Consider the following 22,021-nt stretch of genomic DNA (forward strand, 5'->3'; position numbering starts at 1 on the left):
CAGGCTAACCACATGGGCTGGTACGCCGACGATATCGAACGCATCATCGTCTCCGAGGAACAGATCAAAGAGCGCACGAAGGAGCTGGCCGAAGAGGTCGCTGCTGACTACGCGGGCCGGGACGGCGTGCTTCTCGTCGGCGTGCTGAAGGGCGCGGTCATGTTCATGGCCGACTTCGCCCGCGCGTTCCCGCTCCCGACCGAACTGGAGTTCATGGCCGTCTCCTCCTACGGCCAGGCCGCGACCTCCTCCGGGGTGGTCCGGATCCTCAAGGACCTCGACCGCGACATCGCGGACAAGCACGTGATCGTGTGCGAGGACATCGTCGACTCGGGGCTGACCCTGTCGTGGCTGCTGCGGTACCTGGCGAGCCGGGGCGCGGCGTCCATCGAGGTCGTGGCGTTCCTCCGCAAGCCCGACGCCGTGAAGGTGGACGTGCCGGTGAAGTACGTCGGCTTCGACATCCCGAACGAGTTCGTCGTCGGCTACGGGCTGGACTACGCCGAGCGGTACCGGGAGCTCCCGTTTGTCGGAGTTCTCAAACCTGAGGTTTATTCCCGCTAGTTCCCCTAATGTATGACCTACCTCTAGCTTGGGGGTAGGCATGCTGAAAACGCACTATCTCGTGTTCTGTCTGCTTCTCACGTGCGGCGCCGCCCCCGCGTCGGCGGACCCGGCCAGCGCCGTCGCGCTCCGGTACTCCACCACCGTCGCGGGCGGCCTCGCCACCGCCTCCCCCGCCGAGCCGCTCGCGCTCGCCCAGGGCGCGACCGTCCGCTACGCCCGGCTGTACTGGTCCGCCGAGGTCCCGGTCGGCACCGTCTCGGTCACCGCGCCCGGCAAGCCGGGTGCCTCCGTGGCCGGCGAGCTGGCCGCGTACCCGGGCGGGCACCAGGGCGCCGCCGACGTCACCGCCCTCGTCCGCCAGGCCGGCCCCGGCATGTACAGGGTCGCCGCCCCGCGCTGGACCCTCCTCGTCGTCTACGCCGCCGCCGGCGAACCGCTGCGCGCCGTGACCCTGGCCGACGGGCTCGCCCAGACCGCCGAACTGCCGCTGCGCACCGGCCGGGCCCAGGTCGGCTGGATCGGCTACGGCACGCCCGCCGGCACCGTCGACGGCCGGGCCGTGGCCACCGGAGACGCGTTCGACCTGACCGGTGAAGCCCTGCTGCGGGTGGCCGGCGAGGGCTGGGTGGGCGCGGTGTACGCCGCCGTGGCCGTCACGCTGCCCCAGGTCACCGTCGCCGTCACCGCCGAGGCCGAACGGCTGGCGATCGCCGGCGAGCCGGTCGTACCGGGCGCGAGGATCACCTACACGTACACCGTCTCGGCAGCGCCCATCTCCCGGGTCACCAACGTCTGGCTGGTCGCCGCCGTCCCGGCGCACACCACGGTGCTCGACAATTCCGGCGAACGCCGCAACGGCCAGATCTGGGTACCGATCGGGGCGATGGCCGCCGGAACCACCAGCACCGCGACCCTGAGCGTGCGGGCCGAGGTCGCCTCGGGCGGGGAGACCCTGCGCCCCACCGCGACCGTTATGTACGCTCCGGACTATCTGCCCAGTCTGACGCGCACCGCCACGGGCCGCGCGCAGGCGTTGCGGATTACGCCAGCGGCGAACCTGAAGATCATGAGCGCGCTCGCGGTGACCGACGCCTGGCGGTACACCCTGACGGTCACCAACGACGGCCCGTCCACCGCCGAGGCCGTCGTACTCCGGGACACGGTGCCGACCTTCCTCGGTACCCCCGAACCGCTGTTTGGCTGCACTTTCTCGGGTCACCTGCTCAGTTGCGCGCTCGGCGACCTACCGACCGGCGCCAGTGTCCAGCGGGTGGTCACCCTGCGGCCGGAGGGTCAGCGGCCCCCGGGGGACAGGGCGCCCAACGCCGCGAGCGTGGGCTCGTCGACCCTGGATCCCGACCCGGGGGACAATGTCCGAGTGACCGCGATCACACACTAGCCGGCTAGCCACTCCGTGTTGATGGCTGGCACGGTGTACCGTCAAATATCCGGAGTGAGGTCCGGGATCGCACCTTCGTGTCTGGTGCGGGGATGGCTGGTCCGAGGATCGGGAGGTCCGGGCGCACTGCGCTCGTATAAGCATGGAAAGAACTCGAATCTTCAAAAGAACCTGGTTCTGGGTCATCCTCGTGGTTCTGGGCGCGATCCTGCTGACGGGCATCTTCTCGAGTAGTGGTGACTACAAGAAGATCAAGTCGTCGGAGGCTTCCGCCCTGCTGGCCGACGGGTCCAACATCAAGAGGGTCCTGATCAAGGACAAGGAACAGACCCTCCAGTTCGAGCTGAAGACGCCGACGTCCTTCGACAAGGTCGAGAAGACCACGAAGGTCGAGTCGCAGTACCCGGCCGGCGGCAACGTCTCGAAGGATCTCTACGACCGGCTCAACGCGCTGGCCGCCGAGAAGAAGATCGAGCAGTACAACACGGATGTCGCCCAGGACAGCACGCTCGGCAGCATCCTGCTCAGCCTGCTCCCGCTCGCGCTCGTGGTGCTGCTGCTCCTGTTCTTCATGAGCCAGATGCAGGGCGGCGGTTCGCGGGTCCTGAACTTCGGCAAGTCCAAGGCCAAGTTGATCTCCAAGGACACCCCGAAGACCACTTTCGCGGACGTGGCCGGAGCCGACGAGGCCGTGGAGGAGCTCCACGAGATCAAGGACTTCCTGCAGAACCCCGCGAAGTACCAGGCCCTGGGCGCCAAGATCCCGAAGGGCGTCCTGCTGTACGGGCCGCCCGGAACCGGTAAGACCCTGCTGGCCCGTGCGGTGGCCGGCGAGGCGTCCGTGCCGTTCTACACGATCTCCGGTTCCGACTTCGTCGAGATGTTCGTCGGCGTCGGCGCGTCCCGGGTCCGCGACCTGTTCGAGCAGGCCAAGCAGAACGCCCCGGCCATCGTCTTCGTCGACGAGATCGACGCCGTGGGCCGGCACCGTGGCGCCGGCCTCGGCGGCGGGCACGACGAGCGGGAGCAGACGCTCAACCAGCTCCTGGTCGAGATGGACGGCTTCGACGCCAAGGGCGGCGTGATCCTGATCGCGGCCACCAACCGGCCCGACATCCTCGACCCGGCCCTGCTCCGTCCGGGCCGCTTCGACCGGCAGATCGCCGTGGACCGCCCCGACATGGAGGGCCGCCGCGCCATCCTGCGGGTGCACGCCAAGGGCAAGCCGTTCACGCCGGACGTCGACCTCGACACCATCGCGCGCCGGACCCCGGGCTTCACCGGTGCCGACCTCGCGAACGTGATCAACGAGGCCGCCCTGCTCACCGCCCGGGTGAACAAGAAGGCCATCAGCGACGCCGAGCTCGAGGAGTCGATCGACCGCGTCGTCGCCGGCCCCGAGCGCCGCGGCCGGGTGATGAGCGACAAGGAGAAGCTGGTCACGGCGTACCACGAGGGTGGACACGCCCTGGTCGCCTGGGCCCTGCCGAACACCGCCCCGGTGCACAAGCTGACGATCCTGCCGCGTGGCCGCTCCCTGGGCCACACGCTGATCCTGCCGGTCGAGGACAAGTACACCCAGACCCGGTCCGAGATGATCGACACCCTGGCGTACGCGCTGGGTGGCCGCGCCGCCGAGGAGCTCGTCTACCACGAGCCCACCACCGGCGCGGGCAACGACATCGAGAAGGCGACCGCCCTGGCGCGGTCGATGGTCACCGAGTTCGGGATGAGCTCGAAGCTGGGCGCCGTCAAGTACGGCACCTCCGGCGACGAGCCGTTCCTCGGCCGCACCATGGGCCACACCCGGGACTACTCCGACTCCGTCGCCGCCGACATCGACGCCGAGGTCCGGGGCCTGATCGAGCTCGCGCACGACGAGGCGTGGGAGATCCTCGCCGAGTACCGCGACGTGCTCGACAACATGGTCCTGGAGCTGATGGAGAAGGAAACCCTCACCACCCAGGACATGGCCCGGATCTGCTCCCGGGTCGTCAAGCGCCCGCCGATGGCCCCGTTCAACGGCTTCGGCAAGCGCACCCCGTCGGACAAGCCCCCGGTCTCCGTCCCGCCCAAGGACGAGGTGCCGGTGGCCGTGCCCGGGATCGACATCGCTCCGGTCGAGGAGCAGTCCCACTGAGCGGGGACCAGGCGTCCAGCTCGACTGCCGGCTCGCAGCCCTCGGCATCCGCCGAGGGCACGGGGCCGGCAGTCGGCGTCCCGGCCGCCGACAGCTCCGCCACCCAGGGCTCCGCTGAGGTGTCCGGCACCGGTGCCGGCTCCGCTCCGGGCGATGCGCCTGCCTCCGCCGTCGCCGGCTCCGCTTCCGGGAACGCCGGCGCTCCGGGAGCCGCCACGGCTGCCGGAGCCGGTTCGGGTGCGGTGTCGGGGACCGGCACGTCCTCGGCCGCCCGGGTCGCTCCGATTCCCGGAGCCGCGGTGATCGGGGTGCCGAGTGCCGCCATCACCGGTAGCTCGACGGAGCCCGAGTTCGTCGACATCGACCAGCTGGACTACCTCGCCGCCCGGCTCGTGGACGGCGGGATCGCCGGCCGCCCCGTCGGCGACGTGGTCGACGTCGCGCGGATCGCCGCCGCCGTGCGCGAGATCCTGATCGCCATCGGCGAGGACCCGGACCGCGACGGCCTGCGCAAGACCCCGTCCCGGGTCGCGCACGCCTACGCGGAGATGTTCGCCGGGCTCCGGGTCGACCCGGCCCAGACGCTCAGCACGGCCTTCGACGCCGACCACGACGAGATGGTTCTGGTCCGCGACATCGAGGTGGCGAGCATGTGCGAACACCACCTGCTGCCGTTCCACGGGGTCGCGCACGTCGGGTACATCCCGGGGACGCACGGCCGGATCACCGGGCTGTCCAAGCTGGCCCGGCTCGTGGAGGCGTACGCGCGCCGCCCGCAGGTGCAGGAACGGCTGACCGCGCAGATCGCCGACACCCTCGAACGCCAGCTCGAACCGCGCGGCGTGATCGTCGTCGTGGAGTGCGAGCACCTGTGCATGGCGATGCGGGGCATCCGCAAGCCGGGTTCGCGGACGGTCACGTCGGCGGTGCGCGGGCGGTTCAAGACGGACGCCCGGTCCCGCAGCGAGGCGATGAGCCTCCTCAACCTGCACCGGTAGCGCCGACCCCGCAGAGGAGATCGGCGGGGTCCGGCCTGGCTCGGGACGAGGTGGGCGCGCCAGGCTCCGTACCCCGATGAAGGGTCTAGATCAGGGCTCTGTAGACGCCGGCCGCGTCGACCGCGCCCCGCGCGAGGGTGCCCGCCTCGTCCAACCGGTCCCGGGACTGCTGGAGGAAGCGGATCGCCTCGTCGGCCTTCGGGTGCGAGCTGCCCGACGACGCCGTCCGCAGCCGGACCATCGCCTCGTCGAGCCGGTCGCACAGGCCCTGCATCTCGGAGACGATGTCCTCGGTGTCGCGGGTCGCCGCCGTGATGATCACTTTGATCTGTTCGATGTTGGCCATGGCGCGGTCAGCCTCCTACGGTCCACGAGATGCCCCACAGGGCACACAGCGGCAGGATCGGGGCCAGGCAGATCGCCAGCCCGAGTGGACGGGTCTTCGGCGGCTTGGACCCCAGGGCCGGCTTGAAGAGCAGGCCGATCAGGGAACTGCCGACGCCGTACGCGAGGAACGGCAGGGCGAGGAACAGCAGCGTCACCAGCAGCCGGCCGACGCCCGAGGTGCCCAGGAACGCGAACACGTTGAGGAAGAACGCGACGGCCGACGTGCAGCCGTAGACCAGCGAGTTGCGCAGGTTGGTCGACCAGTGCGGCAGGTACGGCGACCGCTTCGCCGCCGACTCCACCGCCGTGAGCTGGCTCCCCGACCGCTCGGCGGCGTCCCGGGCCCGGCGGAGCGCCTCGGCCAGGTCGGTGACCTGGGGCTGCTGCTGCGCGGTGAGGACCGGCTCGGACAGGTCGAACTTGTCGTACAGCTCCGTGAGGCGTTCGCGCTGCCCGGCGAGCAGCTCCTCCAGGGCGGTCAGTTCGGCGCCGACCGCGGAGCGCGCGTTGACGTGCCCGGCGGCGCGGGCGGCCTGCACCCCCCGGTGCGCCTCCAGCTGGCCGGCGAGGGTCGCGTACTCGCGCCAGGTCATGCGTACCTCCCCGGGCGGACGTAGGGCACGATCGTGGCGACCCGGTCGGTGTGCCGGTCGATCAGCAGGGCGCGGTTCGGCCGGTACTGCCAGTCCAGTTGCGCCTGACCCAGCAGCATCGCCACCTCGGAGCCGGGCACGTTCAGCGTCACCAGGCAGGCCACGTCCTCCCGGCCCGACGAGCCGCCGACGTCCTCGCCGAACCGGCGCATGCCCCGCCACCAGCCCAGGACGTGCACGCCGCGCGCCGGGCCGGTCCGGAGCACCGCGCGCAGGTCGTCGAGGCCGGAGCGGCGGCGTTCGGGATCGCGCTGTTCGAGGGTGCCGCTGGCGGCGTCGGCGCCGAACAGGACCAGGTATGTGGGTTTGTGGGCGCCGTCGGTGGCCGGGTCGGCCAGGTCGGCGAGCACGGCGCGCAGCCGGTACGCGTCCAGGATCTCGTAGCTGTGCCCGAGCTGGTCGAGGTCCACCACCACGTCGTCGCACACCGGGTCGGCCGCCGCGACCAGCGGAGCCAGCAGGAACCGCACGTCGCCCGGGCCGTGCTGCCGGGCCAGGCCCAGGACGGCCGCGTGCAGGATGTCCGCGCCGATCTCGCTGGGGCCGAGGACCGCGATGTGCCGGCCGGGGCTGGCGTCCAGCGGGAAGGAGGCGGTCGAGCCGGTCACGTCCACGTTGCGGCCCACGATCACCTCGGCGCGGCGCCTGCGGACCGGGTCGCCGAAGACGGGATCGTTCGCGACGTGCTGCTCCGCGTACCCCTCGAAGACGCTCGGGGGTTCCGAACCGGCCGGGCGCGCCTGCCAGAGCGTGTGCCGCAGCTCCGCCAGGGTCTCCACCTCGGCGTGCGGATTCGGGAACCGCACCACCGTGTCGTGGCCCGGCGCGCCCGCCGACGTGTTCACCACCGCCTCGCCCAGCCGGAGCGCCGTCGCCGCGTTGTTCAGCGGATCGAGCACCCCCGCTCCGCCCGGCAACGCCACCCGGGCCGCGAACTGCCCGAAGATCGACTCCCTTTTCGTGTACAGCGCCTCGACGCCGCTCACCGTCTGGCTGGCCAGCACCAGATGGATCCCGTAGGACCGGCCCTTGCGCGCCAACGACTCCAGCAGGTCCACGGCATCCCGGGCCAGCTTGTCGTTCCCGGCGAACAACACCTGGAACTCGTCGATCACGCACACCACCCGCGGGATGGTCTCCGTCAGCTCACCGATCTTCGTGACCCCGGCCCGCTTCAGGAGCGTCGCGCGCTGCGACATCGCCGCGTCGAGCTCCTTGAGCACGGCGACCCCGTACTCCCGGTCCGACTCGATGCCCACCGCCCGCGCGTGCGGGATCCACGACGGATCGCGCTCGGTCGGCGTGAACTCGGTGAAACTCACGCCCTCCTTGAAGTCCAGCAGATAGAGGACCAGCTCCTCCGGCGCGTACCGGGTCGCCAGACCATAGAGGACGTTCACCAGGAACGCCGTCTTGCCCGCGCCCGACCGGCCACCCACCAGCCAGTGCGGGGTCGCGTCATCGAAACTCAGGGTCTGCTCGGCCAGCCCGGAGCGGCCGACCGTCGCGTTCAGCCCCGTCCGGCTCGACTCCACCCAGCGCTGGCTCGGCAGCAGGTTCGCCAGCTCCGTCCGGCCGGCGCGGGCCGCCTCCGCCGCGAGCCTGCCGGCCACCTCGGTGATCAGGGCGTCCGGGGGCGCGGCGTCCAGATACACCGGAATGGTCGAGGTCTCGCCGCCCGGGCTGACCAGGTTGGCGTGTTCCGCTTTCAGGGCCAGCGCGGTGCTGTTCGGCAGCGGTCGGCCGGTGTGCGCGGTGACCAGCAGGTGCAGCCGCGCGGCCGGGCCGGCATGGGCCAGCGCCGCGATCCGGGCCGCGTCGGCCGGCTCCAGCAGTTCGGGGGCCACGGCGACCACCACCAGCAGGTACGGCAGCTCCCGGTGCCCCGCCTTCACCTGCCGCTCCGCCTCGTCCAGGACATGCTTCAGCCCGTCCCGGTCGGTCACCGGCGCGGGCAGCGCCCCGGCCTCGAACAGCGGCCGGAACGGGGCCGTCGCCGTACCGACCGTGGCGCTGTCGGCGATCAGCACCCGCAGCTCGCGGGGCGGCATGGCGGCCAGGAGCCTGAGCAGGACCGTGCGGATCAGGGCCGTCACCCGGGGATCGCGCGCGTCCGCGTCGATGACCAGGTGGCCCTTGCCCAGGGTCGGGACGAGCAGCGGGAAGCTGGCGTCGGGCAGCGGGCGGGCCTCGCCGATCCGGACCAGGGCGGGCAGGGCGATCTGCTCGTGGGGGAGGTCCCCGACGGTCGCCGTGAGGGGGGCGCCCAGCCAGCCGGGGGCCAGGTTCGCTGCGGCGCGGGTCAGGTGCGCGACGATGGCGTGCTGCTCGGCGGTGGACTCCGCGGAGTAGCCGCTGGCGGTGGGCAGCTCCAAGGCGCGGCGCACGGCGGCTACCAGGCCGGATGCCTGCCGGTGCAGAGTGACAGCCTGCTCGACCCCGAACCTCAGCCTGCCGATTCCCACCCGCAGACGCTACCGCAGTCCTGGCTGTGGCGACAGCACCGCCGCCGTTGGGCCTCCGCCCCGCTGACAGCCAACGGGGGTCAACGGCGGGTGCGGGGGCTGTGGGGTGCGGACCGTTAATCTGGTGGCATGACCTCAGGGGACGGGCAGAACGACGAGCCGATGTGGCCGATGGCCGCGCCTCAGGCCCCGGGTACGGTGCCGGCGCAGGCGGGTGGCGGGGAGCGGGTCGGGGAGCCGTCGTGGCCGTTGGGGCAGGGTGCCGCTGGGCAGTCGGCGCCGGGGGCGGTCGCGGGGGGCTCGCCGTCGGGTGAGGTGGCTGCGGAGGCCGGGGGTGAGGCCGGTGCGCGGCTCCGGGCGGATGGTTCGCCTTCAGGGGTCGCGCCGGGGGCTGGCTCGGAGGTGGGTGCCGGCGGTGTGGTGGCTGGCGGTGGTGCGGTTCGGCGTCGGGGGAGGCCGCCGGGGAAGGTGATCGCCTTGGTGGCGGGGCTCGCGGTGATCGTGGCGGTGGTGGTGGCCGGTGGGATCGCGCTGAATGTGTACGACCAGCAGACGAAGATCGACCGGAGTACGCCGACGCTGGTGGTGTCGCAGTTGGTGGATGCGATGTTCACGGAGCGGGATGAGTCGGCCGTGGCGCGGTTCAGTTGCAAGAAGTCGGATCTTGGGGCGTTGCGGGCGCTGTTGGCGGATCTGAAGGAGCGCGAGCAGCGGTTCGACACCAAGTTTCGGGTAGCGGCCACCAATCTGAAGCAGGCCGGATCGTCGACCGTCGAGGCGGATCTAGCTCTTTCGGTGATGGGCACGGAGGATGCTCAGCACTGGACGTTCGACACTGCGAATCAGGACGGCTGGCGCGTCTGCTCCGCCCGCAAGGTCACCTGACGTCCTTCAACGGCGAGCCCTTGGCCGCCATGTAGGACACCGGATCCACCGCGCCGCCATTCGACATGTCGCCACGCAGGTGCACCTCGAAGTGCAGGTGCGGCCCCGACGAGTTGCCGGAACTGCCGGACAGCCCGATCACCTCGCCCGCGCTGACCAGCTGGCCGATCCGGACCGGCGGACGCTGGATCATGTGGCAGTACCGGGTGGCGACGTTGTCGGCGTGCTTGATCTCGACGTACCACCCGCAGCCGGACACGTGGGTCCCGCCGTCCACGTCGCAGCTCATCTGGGCGTTGCCGATGTGCGCGTTGCACTCCGCGGTCATCACGATGCCGGCGGCGGCCGCCCGGATCGGGGTCCGGTGCGGCGAGCCCAGGTCCACGCCGTAGTGGAAGCCGCCGTCGCGGGGGCCGAACCGGCTGTTCACCTGGTCGGAGACGGGGGCGGTCCAGCCGCCGGCCGTGATGACACCGCCCGGGGCGCAGCCGAGCGCGGCGGGGTCGGCGTTGCCCGGCGCGCGGGCGGCGCCACCGGTCAGGGCGTCGACGACGGCCGCGGCCAGGGGCTCCCATTTCTGGTACGCCTCCGGGAACGCGCTGACCTGGACGCGCTGGGCGGCCTCGGTGAGCCGCATCCGCTCCCAACCGGGGATGCCGCGCAGCTTGTCGTAGAACTTCCGCGCGCTGATCGAGGGGGTCATCAGTTCGGCGACCGTGCCCCAGCCGCCGGCCCCGTCGGGCGGGAGCGGACGCTGCTGGAACAGCCCGACGCTGTCGTGGTCGCGGCCGACCCCCTCGTGCGGGATGTTCAGGGAGCGGGGCACGTTGCTGTTCGCCAGGTTGTGCAGGTTGGACTCCTGCAACGCGGTCCCGATCGCGATCACCCAGGCCCGGGGCGGGATGCCCAGCCGCTGGCCCTCCTGCACGATCATCGCGGCGTTGCGCATCTCGGCGGGGGACAGGTCCGACAGGGTGGGCAGTTTGTCCAGGCTGATCGTGGTGCCGGCGCCGCAGGCCGCCAGGTTCAACCTGGGGTCGTTCGGGTCGCCGTTCAGGCCGCCGAGCAGGGCGGCGGCCGTGCCGCCGGCGCAACAGAGCAGGATGAGCACTCCGGCCAGGAGGCCCGAGATGATCAGCCTGCGCTTCACCGTTTCCGCTCCCAGTCGATCGTGTCGACCCGCCACTGGCCGCGATCGGCGACCAGCCTCAGACTCAGAGTGCCAGAGTCCACGGCCAAGCGGTACTCCACGAACGAGGCTCCTGTGTAGACTCCCGGACTCGGCTCGCCGGCGAGGCTGCTCGCCGGCACCTGGACGGGGTCGACGTCCTTCAGCTTCTCCATCAGGTCCGGGGTCGCGTAGGGCCGGAGCCCGGCGCGCCACTGGTCGCCGGTGACACCGGTGTGCTTCAGCCAGGCCAGGGCGAAGGTCTTCGCCACCACCTCGGGCGGGGCCGCACCCGGGCTGGTCGAGGGCGGGGCCGGCGACCGGCTGGGCTCGAGGTCGGTGCCCTCCTGGTGCGGTTCGGTGTTCACCGGGGCGGGCTGGGCACTACCGGTGTCCGGGCCGACCGCCGAGGGCGCGGCTTCCGGCGCGACGACCTTGATGGTGAGGATCAACCCGGCGATGAGCAGCACCATCACCAGGGCGATCGCGTACCGGGCGCCGAGGTAGGACAGCCACCGCATCCGCTACACCCGCTCCTCGGCCCTTGACTCGGACGGCCGGTAGACCTCGCCCCACGAGGAGTCACCCGACGCGGTGTCGACCGGGGTGGGCATCCGCCGCTCGCCGGTCGAGCGCACCGGGCTGGCCGGGGCGGAACTCGACTCGGGCCGGGACGACGCGGGCTGGGCGACCGGGGCCGAGGGCGCGGCCGAGACCTCCTCCGCACGGGTCTCCACCCGCGAGGAGGCGCCCGACGACGTGGCACTCGGGGCCTTGTCGTCCTCCGCGACGGCCTTCGCCGTGCCGGCGGCCACTGCGGCGGACCGCAGGTCGGAGAAGAAGCGTTCGCGCCAGGTCGCGCCCGGTGCCGCCGCCCCGCCCTCCTTGCCCGCCATCTGGGTGATCCGCCGGTACGGCCGCAGGAGCATCCAGCCCACGATCCCGCACAGCCAGATCAGCACGACCTGCAGCCAGCCGGGCAGCGCGGCGGTGCTCATGATCTGGTCGACGGCGAACAGGTAGATCGCGGCGCCGGTACCGAAGATGAGGATGTTGAAGACGGCGGCGAGCACGGCGTTCATCAGGCGGCGGAACCCGGCGGAGGCCGGCTTGAGCAGCGCGATCGTGCCGATCACCGGGGCGGCGATCACGGCCCAGCGGAAGAGCACGAAGCCGAGGAGTACGAGGATCGAGGCGGTGATGTCGAAGAACGAGTACGCCAGGGAGGCCAGGATCGCCACGAACCCCGCGCCGATCCGGTCGGTGCCCCGCATCCCCTGGAGGTACTCGTAGGCCTCCGGGTCCTCGGTCTTGATCTGCTCGGCGACCTTCTGCCACTCGGTGGCCTTCAGGGTGATGATGGCGGCCCGCTGACCGGGCTCCGTGCGCATCTTCTCCGTCTCGGCCCAGCTGAACGACTTGGCGTCGTAGAGCGCCATGCCGTACTTCTGCGCCGTGATGCTGTCCGCGCTGCCCAGGGTGCCCCGGAGCCAGTTCTTGTAGAGCAGGTTCTCGGCGGCCGTGTCGCCGGCCCGGACGGCCGGGGGCCGGTTGTCCTTGCACGCGTCAGGATTGGGCTGCGGGCACTTGTCCGGTGGGATATCGCGAGTCGCCGGCCCGATCGCCGTATGCACCGCCGCGAGCCCCGTCGTCAGCGTCGAGTCGGCCAGCCCCGCCGCCTTGGTCGGCCAGGTGGCCAACGCCGTCACCACGACCAGGACGAACATCGCCCAGCCGGCCGTCGTCATGGTCGAGGACATGTCCGACTGCCGGGAGCGCCAGAGCAGGTAGAGCCCGACGACGGCGAGCGTGATCGAGCCGAAGACGGTGAACACCTTCGTGTACACGGCCTTCGTGGCCTTCTCCACCAGCGGATCCGCCCAGCCCCAGAGTTCCTTGGGCTCCCAGGCGCGCTCGCGCAGCGCGTTGGCCGCGCCGACGATGCCCGTGGCGATCATGAACTCGCCGTTGGCCACGGTGTTCTCGAACTTGTAGTCCGGGTGCATCGTGGTCTGCACGCAGTTGATGTCGTAGGTGGTGAAGTCGTAGCCCGCGTAGCCGTACTTGCTGTACATGCCGGTCACGCCGGCCTTGCGCGAGGACTCGGGCCGGGACGCGAACCAGCCCGCCATACCCGAGTCCGGCGCGCTCGGCGTCGGCGACTTCAGACACGTCGCCCGGCTCGAAGCCACGTCGTCGAGTTCCCCGACACACTTGGACAGGTTCCCGGGGACCCGCCACTCCTCCAGGCTGCACGGCTTCTTCGCCATCGCCGGCGACACGGGCACGACGATCACGAGTCCGGTGATGATCAGTGTGAGGAGAACGGCTGCCCAGCGATGGCCGGACATCACTCCCGCCCCCGGGTCGGCGGAGCCTCCGGCGCGGCCGTAGGCGTCGTGTCCAGGTAGTCCAGCAGCTGTGGAACGTAGGAGATGTCCACCCGCACCTTCTGCACCCGCCCATCCACGTCGCGCATCACGAACTCCCGGAATCCGAGCCGATCCTGTGATGATGCCTCAACTTGGGAGAGTGTCGCTAAGGTCTGCTCATATCCGACGCCACGGGGCACCCTGAGCAGTCGGAGCGCCTCCTCGGCGATCTCGGAGTCCTCGGCGATTCGTCCCACGAACACTGTGGACACGAGGTTTTGGACGTCGAGTCCGAGAATGTCTTTCGGGTTCTGGGAGGCGACCAAAGCGGCCAGGTTCCATTTTCGGGAGTCGCGGGCCAGGCGGACCAGGAAGGACCGTCCGGAGCGCCAGCCGTCCATGAAGTGCGCCTCGTCGAGGCCGACGAGCTTGCGGCGGTGCATGTCGCCGGAGTAGCAGCGGCGCACGGCGAGCCGGTGCGCGGTGTGCAGCATGGGCAGGGCCAGCTGCTCCTCCGCGGACCAGTACTCGCGTTCGATCTTGAGGTCGGGCAGCCGGAGCCCGGCCATGGTGATCACGGTCAGGGTCTTGTCGTCGCCGAGCGCGCCCTCCGGGGGGCGGCCGAAGAACAACAGGGCCAGGGGCATCTCGGCGGTGTCCAGGAGCAGGTTGCCCAGCTCGCGGGAGTGGTCGTCGCCGTCCTGGAGGGCCTTGACGATGTCGTCGAGGGTCGCGGTCTCCTCGGCGGGTACCTTGCGGACCGCGTGCCGGAGCATCGTGGCCGTGCGCGCCTCGCGGGCCACCTGCGGCGGTACGAGCATCGAGCAGATGTCCTGGACGAGCATCCGGCGCTCGGCGCGCGCGTTGCCGAGCGCGATCTGGAACTCGCGGTCGCCCTCGGTGCCCGGCGGGAAGTGCGGGCGCTGCGGGGTGGGGATCAGCGCGTACGGGTTCAGGGTGCCCTGGCCGGAGCCGGTCAGGTTCAGTACCCGGGAATAGGGTTTGAGCTCCGGCATCTCGCACAGCCGGCCGAGCGGCCCGGACGGGTCGAGCATGGTGACCTGCACGCCCCGGCGCGCGGCCAGGTAGCCGAGGCCGCCCATCAGGGTCGACTTGCCACCGCCGGGCTCGGCGACGAACACGGCCAGGCCGGAGCGCTCCCGGACCTCGGTGGGGAAGTGCACGTCGAGGAAGACGGGGCGGCGGCAGGTGCCCGCCGTGCGGCCGATCAGGTCGCCGCGCCGGTCGCCGACCGTGGACGCGGCCTGGGGCAGCGCGGCGGCGAACAGCTTGACGGGCATCCGGCGGACGTAGCCGCTGTTGGCGATGGGCTCGCCGGGGATGAACTCGCGGGCCAGCCAGTCCTGGTTCTTCGGGTGCTGGAGGGAGATCCGCAGCTCGCGGGAGTACATCTGGATCAGCTTGCGGGTCCGCTCCAGGGCCTCGTCGCGGGTCCGGCCGCCGATCGCGATCCGGTGCCAGCCGTGCACCCGGGCGGCGTCGATCGGCAGGCCCGTGGTCATCTCGTCGCCGATGCCGAGGGCACGCTTGGCCAGGCGCTCCAGCTCGGGCGGGGAGTCCATGCCGTGCTCGGCGTAGTCGCGCTGCTGGGAGCGGATCATGCGCAGCCGGTGCTCGAGGTTCTTGAACGTGTCGTTCTGGCCGAGCGCGTCGACCCGGCTGGACAGCTCCATCGGCCACGGCAGCCGCTCGTGGAAGTGCAGCCACGGCTCGTGCCGTTCGGGGATGTCCAGGGGCTCCATCCGGCCGACCGTGAGCACGCAGACGTGCCGCTCCTCGCCGGTGAGCCGGTTGACGAGCTTGACGGTCGCGCCGTAGGGGGTGCGGTACCGCTCGATGTGCTCGGTGAGCGCGAGCAGGTCGCCGCGCTCCCACTCACCGTTGCCGACCGGGGACATGTCGCGCGGCGGGGCCATGCACAGCGCCACCGAGCGGTAGAGCAGCCACTCGAGTTCCTTGACGGTCACCCGGCGGCCGCGCATGCCGAACGCGCCGAGCACCTCGTCGAACTGTTCGACCAGCCGGGAGGTGCGCCGACGCTCCGACTCGGTCACGCCCTTGCCGAACATCCGGTTGATCTTCTCGGAAAAGGAATCTCCGAGGGTACGCCGGGCGAAGGTGATCCCCAGGTACGTCTGCCCCTCGGCATGGTTCACCTGCAACAGGTGCTTCTGCGCGTTGACCAGGTGGTCGCCCCAGCTCGGGGCCCCGGGGACGGTCGGCAGCGGCCGGGGCGTGTGGGTGTCCACGGTGCGCGCCCACTCGTCGGCGGGGAAGGGCATGGTGGTGCGCCGCAGGTGCAGCCGGAAGCCGGCGAGCCCCGCGTACTGCTCCGAGATGGCCACGATCAGCGCCTCGCGCTCCGCGTCCGGGCGGAACGCCCAGCGGACCTCGGGCAGCCAGTACCACGCGGTGATGGTGTTCGGGGTGAACGTCAGGTGGCCGGCGACCTCGGTGATCGCCAGGTCGGACGACGGGTCCCGGTCGGTGAACCGGGGCAGCTGGCGGCGCGGCACCCCGTCCCGGATCGGCTGGACCTGGCGCTTGGGCACCCGGCGCGGGCTCGGGTCCGGCTTGGTGGACGGCGCGGTGCCCAGGTTGCGGTGCTCGCGGCCGAGCCGGATGTCCTCGGTCGGCCGGTTGTCCCGGGGACCCTGCTGCGCGCGGGAACGCTCGGCGGGCACGGCCCGGCCGGTGGCCCGCTCGGTGACCGGCAGCTGGTGCACGGGCGGCGGCGGGACGGCCTCGACGGCGGCGTTGAACAGCTCGTCGACGTGCTGGGACAGCTCGTCGTCGTGGGCGCGGCGGGCGGCGGCGGACGCGGGGCGGCCCGACGGGAGGGCGCCGGGGCGCTGCTGGTCGGGCGCGGCGGACCGGGCGGCCACGTCGGCACGCGGGCCGTGCTGGGGAGCCGGCGGCTGGGCGGGACCTGGCTGACCGGAGCCGTCCTGGCCGGACCGACCGGGCTGGCCCGGGTGGCCGTGCTGGGATTGGGGCTGCGGCTGCGGCTGCGCCGGACGTCGGGTATTCGACGGCGCGCCGTCCGCGACACGCCGGACATCCGGGCCAGGTCCCCCCGCGCCCGGCTGCACGCCGGTCGGCACCACGGGCCTGTCGTGTTGGCCGGCGGCAGGCGCACCGAGTCCGGCCTGGACGCGGTGGTCGGGCTGGACCCCGGAAGGCGCGACCGGCCCGGCGTGCTGGCTCGGGGAAGGCGAGACCGACCCGGTGGGCTGACCCCCGGCAGGCGCGGCGGCCTGCATGCCGTACGCCTCGCGTCGCCCGCCCAGCTCCTGCTGGATCCCGGGCGCCGTCGGCCGGCCGCTCCGCTGCTCGGGCCTCGGGTGCTCACCGGACGCGGCCCGGTCGGCGGCCGTCGGCACCCGGGTCGTCCCGGTCGGCGGCCGCACCTGGGTGCGCTCGATCGGCCGGTGCACGGGCCCCTGCTCGACGACGGGCGCGGCCACGGGCTCCGGTGGGCGCTGTTCCGCGGCGGGCTCCGGCGGGGCGGCCTCCTCCTTCGTGGGCGTCACCAGGCCGAGGAACGGCGACAGGGTCGCGTCGTCGGCGTCCAGGATCGACGCGGAACCGTTCGGGTCGGCGCCCGGCGCGCGGAACACCGCTACCGGGCCGGGCTGTCCGGGCACAGTGGCCTTCTCACTCGTCGTCGGTGGCGAGGTCTCGCCCGGCCCTCGTGGGGTCGTGGTCATATCAGCTCCTCGCGGATGAGCACTTTCCTGGCGACGAGACGGGGCTCCCGCTGTTCGGTGCGGGGCTCCCTCGTGCGGCGCCAGTCGGTGAGCGCGGTGCGGATGACCATGCGTGCCGGTCGGTCCGGGTCGACGTGCCGGAAGATGTACGACGTGGTCACCATCGCCAGCGCGATCTCCCACGCCGGAAACAGTTCCACTGTACGGGTGACCAGGAAGTGAATGAACATGAAAACGGGTACTAAGAGGATAAAAAGTCCATATTGCGCATAAGGCAGGTGGACTGGCAGGGTATATCCAGGCGGCCCGAGGTAGACCAGGCGCGCCCGGTAGATGTCGTCATCTGTCCTCAGCCGCATGGTCCGCTCACGTCCCCGCTACTTCGTGAAGAGCAGATTGATCAGGTACTCGCCCAGGAAGAACAACGTGGCGGCGCCGGCCACGAACACCATGCCCACGATCGCGATGGCCGAGCTGGTGAGGACTTTGGACACCTCGCCCTTGCTGGCGCGACCGATGAAGATGATGCCGAGCACCGCGAGCAGGATCGGAGCGATCTTGGTCGCGAAGAAGCCCAGCACGCCGTTGGTGTTGATTCCTGGTTCGGCGAGGACGATCTCTGCCGCATGCGCGAGGCTGACGGACGGCGCCGCCTGCGCGAGTTCCAACAAGATCATCTCGACCTCCCCGGTCGCGGTCGGGGGAGCCCGGCCGCCAGTGCTCTAGCCTTCCGGAAAACTGCTCCGAGTGGTAGTAAGCAGTGACCCTGTGTCGCGCCGCTGCTCAGGGTGAGCTTGACCGTACATTGCGCCCTGACGGCGGACAAGCTAAGAAGACTGTTGCACGAGTCCTTCCGGCGCACAAAGCTGACCGTGGAGGTAATCCATGCTGCGCATGGCGATCGCGGGCACGATGATCATGCTCGCCGGCCTGCTCATGGCAGGCCTGAGCGGGTACGACCTCGGGGTCGCCCGCGCCGCCCGTGCCCTGCGGATCGGTGTCGCCGCCGCCCGCGCGGCCCGGCCGACGGCCCCCGACCAGGGTGCCCCCGTGGTCTCCTTCGGCTCACCCGGCCGGCCGCACCTCGGCACGGGTCCCCTGGCCGTGGCCGCGATCGGCCTCGGGCTCGTCCTGGCCATCGCCGGGGCCGGGGCGATCGTCTGGTCGGTCCCGTTGGGCGCCGCCCAGCACTGGGCGCTGGTGGCCGGCTCGGGGGCGGTCGTCCTCGCCGTGGGGCTGATCGGGGTGACAAAGCTCGTCCGAAGGGTCGAGATCTCGGCGTACGCCAAGGGTGCCGCGCTGCTGCCGGTGCTGGTGCCGACCATTCCGCTGCCGACCGAGGGGGCCCCCGTGGCCGACCAGCCCGTGCCGCCCGCCGCGTCCACCGCCCCCGTCGACGACCGCGGGGTGCCCGACGACGCGCAGCTGGGCTGGGTGTACCGGGACGTGGTCGGCACGTGGCTCATCGTGGTCGCCGCCGAGGACGGTGCCGGTCGGCGGTTCGTCCGACTGACGGATTTCCGACTCTTGCCCCCCGGGGCTGCGCAGCCGCCGCTGGAGATCGTCGGGGCGGTCGAACTCGCCGTGTGGCCCCTGACGCCGGCGACCCCACCGGAGTGATACGCCGCCGGGTGTCCGCGCGGTAGCCGGTCGGCCGCCCGCCACCGAAAGCTGCGACGCGCACCCCCCGGGCTCCGGGCCGCTGAGCCGTCTGGGCGAGCCGCCCCACCTACCCCGGATCCCGGCGGCCCGCCCGGCCGCACCCTCTACCCTGAACGGGTGAGCACTCCCGCCGTCATGGGCATCCTGAACGTCACCCCCGACTCGTTCAGCGACGGCGGCCGGCACGCGGAGCTCGAGGCGGCCGTCCGCGCCGGCCTCACCCTGCGCGCCCAGGGCGCCGACCTCGTGGACGTGGGCGGCGAGTCCACCCGCCCGGGAGCCGCCCGGGTCGACGCCGACACCGAGGCCGCCCGGGTCGTGCCCGTGATCCGGGAACTCGCCGCGGCCGGGGTGCCGACCAGCGTGGACACCACCCGGGCGACGGTGGCCGCCGCGGCGCTCGCGGCCGGCGCGACCATCGTCAACGACGTCTCCGGCGGCCTGGCCGACCCCGACATGGCCCGGGTGGTGGCCGACGCGGGCTGCCCCTGGATCCTGATGCACTGGCGGGGCCACTCCGACCGGATGCAGGGCAACGCGGTGTACGCGGACGTGGTCGCCGAGGTGCTCGCCGAGCTGTCGGAGCGGGTGGACGCCGCCACGGGTGCCGGGGTGGACCGGGAACGGCTGATCCTCGACCCGGGGATCGGCTTCGCCAAGAACGCGGCGCACAACTGGGAACTCCTGACCCACATGGACAGGCTGACGGCCCTCGGCCTGCCCGTACTCATCGGCGCCAGTCGCAAGTCCTTCCTCGGCGCGCTGCTCGCCGGCCCCGACGGCACCCCCCGCCCCACCGACGGCCGGGAGGCGGCGACCCTGGCGGTCAGCGTCCTGGCGGCCCAGGCCGGAGCGTGGGGGGTCAGGGTGCACGACGTGCTCGGCACCGCCGACGCGCTGGCCGTCCTGCGCATGGTGAACGATCGAAAGGTGACCGATGGACACCATTGAGCTGCGGGGCCTGACGGCGCGCGGCCACCACGGGGTGTACGACTTCGAGCGCGTCGCCGGCCAGGACTTCGTCGTGGACGTCGTCCTCGACATCGACCTGCGGAAGGCGGCGTACTCCGACGACGTGGCCGACACCGTGCACTACGGCGAGCTGGCCGGCCAGCTGGTCGCGGTCGTGTCCGGAGAGCCGGTCAACCTGATCGAGACCCTGGCCGAGCGGCTGGCGGACGTCTGCCTGGCCGACCCCCGGGTGGTGGCCTGCGCGGTCACGGTGCACAAGCCGCAGGCCCCGATCCAGCACGAGTTCGCCGACGTCTCCGTCACCGTGCGGAGGAAGGCATGAGGGCGCTGCTGGCCCTGGGGGCCAACCTGGGCGACCGGCGGGCGGCGCTCGGGGCGGCGGTGGCCACGCTCGGTGACGCCGTGCTGACCGCCTCCCGGGTGTACGAGACGCCGCCGTGGGGGGACGAGCACCAGCCGGCGTACCTGAACATGGTCCTGCTCGTCGAGGGCGACTCCGACTGGCTGGCCGTCGCGCGCGGCCTGGAGGAGGCGGCCGGGCGGACCAGGGACCCGGAGCGCCCGTTCGGCCCGCGCACCCTCGACGTGGACGTGATCATGGTGTGGGACCCGGAGCCGGTGCTGTCCGACGATCCGGAGCTGACCCTGCCGCATCCCCGGGCGCACCTGCGCGCGTTCGTGCTCGTGCCGTGGCTGGAGGTCGACCCGTGGGCCGAGCTGCCCGGGCACGGGTTCGTGGCGGACCTGCTCCGGGAACCCGAGCTCGCGGCGGACGCGCGCGACGTGGTCGCGGTCGGTACCGTGGCGTCATGACCGAGCCGGAGCCCAGCCTGCGCCCGACCAGCCCCACGACCCTGTTCGTGGCCGGCCTCGCCGGCGCCGCCCTGACGTGGGTGCTGATCGGCCGGTTCTACGGGGACCTGCCGAAGCTGACCTGGCTGACCGCGTTGACCCTGGGCCTGCTGGGCCTCGCGGAGCTGTACGCGGCGTGGAACACCCGGACCCGGCTGGCCCGCCGACCGGGCACCGAGCCGGTCGAGCCGTTGACCGTGGCGCGGCTCGTGGTGCTCGCGAAGGCCTCCTCCCTGGTGGGCGCGATCTTCGTCGGGGCGTACGGCGCGCTGACGTTGTGGCTGTGGATGTCGAGCCTCGACGCGGCCGGCCGGGACTTCCCCGGGGCGGTGCTGGCGCTGTGCGCGTCGGCGGTTCTGCTGGTCGCCGCGCTGTGGCTGGAGCAGTCGTGCCGGATCCCGCCGGGCCCCAAGGATATTGAAAAGGACCCTTCCGCCGGCTGAGTTCGGCGGGTACGGTCCCGCACATGGCTCTCGATGCCCCCGGGTCGACCGGCAAGGATCGGCTCTTCGTCCACCTTGTCTGGGAAGTGCTGCTGGCCTGCCTGGTGACGGGCCTGGCCGTGACGCTGTACGGTTTCGCGTCCACCAGCTTCGGCGGTAACCACCTGAAGTCCATGGCCACCGTCGCAGCCGTGCTGCTGTTCCTCGCGGTGGGCCTGTCCGCGACGGTCCGCGCCGGGGTGGTGAACCTGGCCGTGGGCCCGGTCGCAGTCGCCTCCGGGTACGCCTTCGCGGCGCACAGCTACGCCGGATACGTCGAGGCGACGCTGTTCGCCGCGGGGGTGGCGCTGCTGGCCGGCCTGGTGCTGGCGCTGTTCGTGTGCGTGGTCCGGGTGCCGGGCTGGGCGGCGAGCGCCGGGATCTCGGTGCTGATCTTCGCGTACTTCGCCGGCCACCACACCCGCGAGATCACGGACCTCGACTACCGGCCCCAGGGGCACGGCGGGCTCTGGCTCGGCGGCGCCGTCGCGCTGTCCGTCATCGGCGGGCTGTTGTGCCTGGGCGGCGGGCTCCGGCGCGGCCTGTCCCGGTACCGGATCGACGGCGACCCGGCCGGTCGGCCCGGTGCCGGCCCCGCGCTGCTGGCGGCGGGGATCCTGGTCGGCTCGTGCCTGCTGGCGGCCGCGTCGGGCGTCCTGCTGGTCCTGAACCTGCGGGCCAGTACTCCGACGGACGGGTTGCAGCACACGTTCGCGGCGCTCGGCGCGGTACTGCTCGGCGGGGTGAGCGCCTTCGGCCGCCGGGGCGGCATCCTCGGCACGGTGCTGGGCGTGCTCGCCGTCACCCTGGGCGGCCAGATCCTCGCGGTCAAGGCCGTGAGCGCCTCCTACCTGTGGGTGGCCGGCATCGCGGTCCTCCTCGGGCTGCTCGTCACCCGGCTGGTCGAGCGGTTCGGCCGGCCCCGGCGCTACCCGCCGACGGTCGGGGACCCGGAGTCGCCGGACTGGCCGCTCGGGGTCGGCCCGGGCAGTGGCGAGGCGGTGGCCGTGGACGACACGTGGCCGGGCGGCAGCCCGTACGCGAAGGCGAGTTCGGACTCCTGGTCCGGGCCGGCGACCGCCACGTTGTCGGCCCCGCCGGTCCCGCCGCCGCCCGCCCCGGGCGAGCCGGCCGGCTATGACCCGCGCTACGGCGACGACACGAGCTACGGTGCGCGCCCGGGGGAGACGTCCCCGTTCCGGCCGCCGCTGGGCACCGACCGGCCCGAGCAGGGCAACGGGCCCGACATCGACCCGTGGGGTACCCCTCCGCGCCGGATCTGACGGAA

General features: G+C 72.1%; 20 protein-coding genes. 11 read left to right on the top strand and 9 right to left on the bottom strand.

All coding sequences use genetic code 11. The annotated features are described in order from the left end of the window. The first annotated feature begins 12 nt into the window (after positions 1-12). The 4 genes from hpt to folE all read left to right on the top strand — a co-directional run bounded on the left by hpt (position 13) and on the right by folE (position 5,104). Positions 13-564 (top strand): hypoxanthine phosphoribosyltransferase, encoded by a 552-nt coding sequence (gene hpt, locus PT931_RS12760; protein WP_363725186.1) that lies wholly within the window; start codon positions 13-15, stop codon positions 562-564. Positions 565-604: 40 nt separating this feature from the next. After that, positions 605-1,966 carry a DUF11 domain-containing protein gene (locus tag PT931_RS12765; protein ID WP_456245940.1) on the top strand — a complete coding sequence of 454 codons (1,362 nt, stop codon included), beginning with the start codon at positions 605-607 and terminating at the stop codon, positions 1,964-1,966. Positions 1,967-2,108: 142 nt separating this feature from the next. After that, positions 2,109-4,106, top strand: coding sequence for an ATP-dependent zinc metalloprotease FtsH (gene ftsH / locus PT931_RS12770; RefSeq protein WP_456245941.1), 1,998 nt, complete (start codon positions 2,109-2,111; stop codon positions 4,104-4,106). A 323-nt stretch (positions 4,107-4,429) separates the two neighbouring features. Further along, positions 4,430-5,104 carry a GTP cyclohydrolase I FolE gene (gene folE, locus PT931_RS12775; RefSeq protein WP_456246166.1) on the top strand — a complete coding sequence of 225 codons (675 nt, stop codon included), beginning with the start codon at positions 4,430-4,432 and terminating at the stop codon, positions 5,102-5,104. Between the two features lie 85 nt (positions 5,105-5,189). Here folE and PT931_RS12780 read toward each other — a convergent pair whose 3' ends face one another. The 3 genes from PT931_RS12780 to PT931_RS12790 are packed head-to-tail and all read right to left on the bottom strand — an operon-like array spanning position 5,190 to position 8,609. Then, positions 5,190-5,450: a hypothetical protein gene (locus tag PT931_RS12780; RefSeq protein ID WP_363725192.1), complete on the bottom strand. Its 261-nt coding sequence runs from the start codon at positions 5,448-5,450 to the stop codon at positions 5,190-5,192. A 7-nt stretch (positions 5,451-5,457) separates the two neighbouring features. Continuing rightward, complete coding sequence (locus tag PT931_RS12785) at positions 5,458-6,084, bottom strand: hypothetical protein (RefSeq protein ID WP_456245942.1); 627 nt, start codon at positions 6,082-6,084, stop codon at positions 5,458-5,460. After that, a complete protein-coding gene (locus PT931_RS12790) occupies positions 6,081-8,609 on the bottom strand; it encodes an FtsK/SpoIIIE domain-containing protein (protein ID WP_456245943.1) in 2,529 nt (842 codons plus the stop codon). Before PT931_RS12790 ends, PT931_RS12785 begins: the two co-directional genes overlap by 4 nt. 468 nt (positions 8,610-9,077) lie before the next feature. Here PT931_RS12790 and PT931_RS12795 point away from each other — a divergent pair, with 468 nt between their 5' ends. Then, positions 9,078-9,494, top strand: coding sequence for a hypothetical protein (locus PT931_RS12795; RefSeq protein ID WP_456245944.1), 417 nt, complete (start codon positions 9,078-9,080; stop codon positions 9,492-9,494). Here PT931_RS12795 and PT931_RS12800 read toward each other — a convergent pair. The 6 genes from PT931_RS12800 to PT931_RS12825 are packed head-to-tail and all read right to left on the bottom strand — an operon-like array spanning position 9,487 to position 17,442. Further along, positions 9,487-10,644, bottom strand: a complete 1,158-nt coding sequence (locus PT931_RS12800) for a M23 family metallopeptidase (RefSeq protein WP_456245945.1) — start codon at positions 10,642-10,644, stop codon at positions 9,487-9,489. The genes PT931_RS12795 and PT931_RS12800 overlap by 8 nt on opposite strands. Continuing rightward, complete coding sequence (locus tag PT931_RS12805) at positions 10,641-11,183, bottom strand: hypothetical protein (protein WP_456245946.1); 543 nt, start codon at positions 11,181-11,183, stop codon at positions 10,641-10,643. Before PT931_RS12805 ends, PT931_RS12800 begins: the two co-directional genes overlap by 4 nt. 3 nt (positions 11,184-11,186) lie before the next feature. Continuing rightward, positions 11,187-13,013: an MFS transporter gene (locus PT931_RS12810; protein WP_456245947.1), complete on the bottom strand. Its 1,827-nt coding sequence runs from the start codon at positions 13,011-13,013 to the stop codon at positions 11,187-11,189. Continuing rightward, positions 13,013-16,765: an ATP-binding protein gene (locus tag PT931_RS12815; RefSeq protein ID WP_456245948.1), complete on the bottom strand. Its 3,753-nt coding sequence runs from the start codon at positions 16,763-16,765 to the stop codon at positions 13,013-13,015. The genes PT931_RS12810 and PT931_RS12815 overlap by 1 nt, the downstream gene beginning before the upstream one ends. Then, entirely contained in the window at positions 16,762-17,124 is a 363-nt protein-coding gene (locus tag PT931_RS12820; RefSeq protein WP_363725208.1) for a hypothetical protein, read from the bottom strand. The genes PT931_RS12815 and PT931_RS12820 overlap by 4 nt, the downstream gene beginning before the upstream one ends. 18 nt (positions 17,125-17,142) lie before the next feature. Next, a complete protein-coding gene (locus PT931_RS12825) occupies positions 17,143-17,442 on the bottom strand; it encodes a hypothetical protein (RefSeq protein ID WP_197005908.1) in 300 nt (99 codons plus the stop codon). A 208-nt stretch (positions 17,443-17,650) separates the two neighbouring features. Between PT931_RS12825 and PT931_RS12830 the strand changes: the two genes are divergently transcribed. From PT931_RS12830 to PT931_RS12855, 6 genes are all read left to right on the top strand, one after another. Next, positions 17,651-18,385 carry a hypothetical protein gene (locus PT931_RS12830; protein WP_456245949.1) on the top strand — a complete coding sequence of 245 codons (735 nt, stop codon included), beginning with the start codon at positions 17,651-17,653 and terminating at the stop codon, positions 18,383-18,385. Positions 18,386-18,562: 177 nt separating this feature from the next. Further along, positions 18,563-19,378: a dihydropteroate synthase gene (folP, locus tag PT931_RS12835; RefSeq protein WP_456246167.1), complete on the top strand. Its 816-nt coding sequence runs from the start codon at positions 18,563-18,565 to the stop codon at positions 19,376-19,378. Next, positions 19,365-19,721 carry a dihydroneopterin aldolase gene (folB, locus tag PT931_RS12840; protein ID WP_456245950.1) on the top strand — a complete coding sequence of 119 codons (357 nt, stop codon included), beginning with the start codon at positions 19,365-19,367 and terminating at the stop codon, positions 19,719-19,721. Before folP ends, folB begins: the two co-directional genes overlap by 14 nt. After that, positions 19,718-20,212 (top strand): 2-amino-4-hydroxy-6-hydroxymethyldihydropteridine diphosphokinase, encoded by a 495-nt coding sequence (gene folK / locus PT931_RS12845; RefSeq protein ID WP_456245951.1) that lies wholly within the window; start codon positions 19,718-19,720, stop codon positions 20,210-20,212. The genes folB and folK overlap by 4 nt, the downstream gene beginning before the upstream one ends. After that, the gene (locus PT931_RS12850) at positions 20,209-20,694 is read left to right on the top strand and encodes a DUF3180 domain-containing protein (RefSeq protein ID WP_456245952.1); all 486 of its coding nucleotides are present in this window, start codon (positions 20,209-20,211) and stop codon (positions 20,692-20,694) included. Before folK ends, PT931_RS12850 begins: the two co-directional genes overlap by 4 nt. Before the next feature lie 23 nt (positions 20,695-20,717). Beyond that, positions 20,718-22,016 carry an ABC transporter permease gene (locus PT931_RS12855; protein WP_456245953.1) on the top strand — a complete coding sequence of 433 codons (1,299 nt, stop codon included), beginning with the start codon at positions 20,718-20,720 and terminating at the stop codon, positions 22,014-22,016. Positions 22,017-22,021 lie beyond the last annotated feature (5 nt).

Source organism: Longispora urticae, from assembly GCF_053902585.1.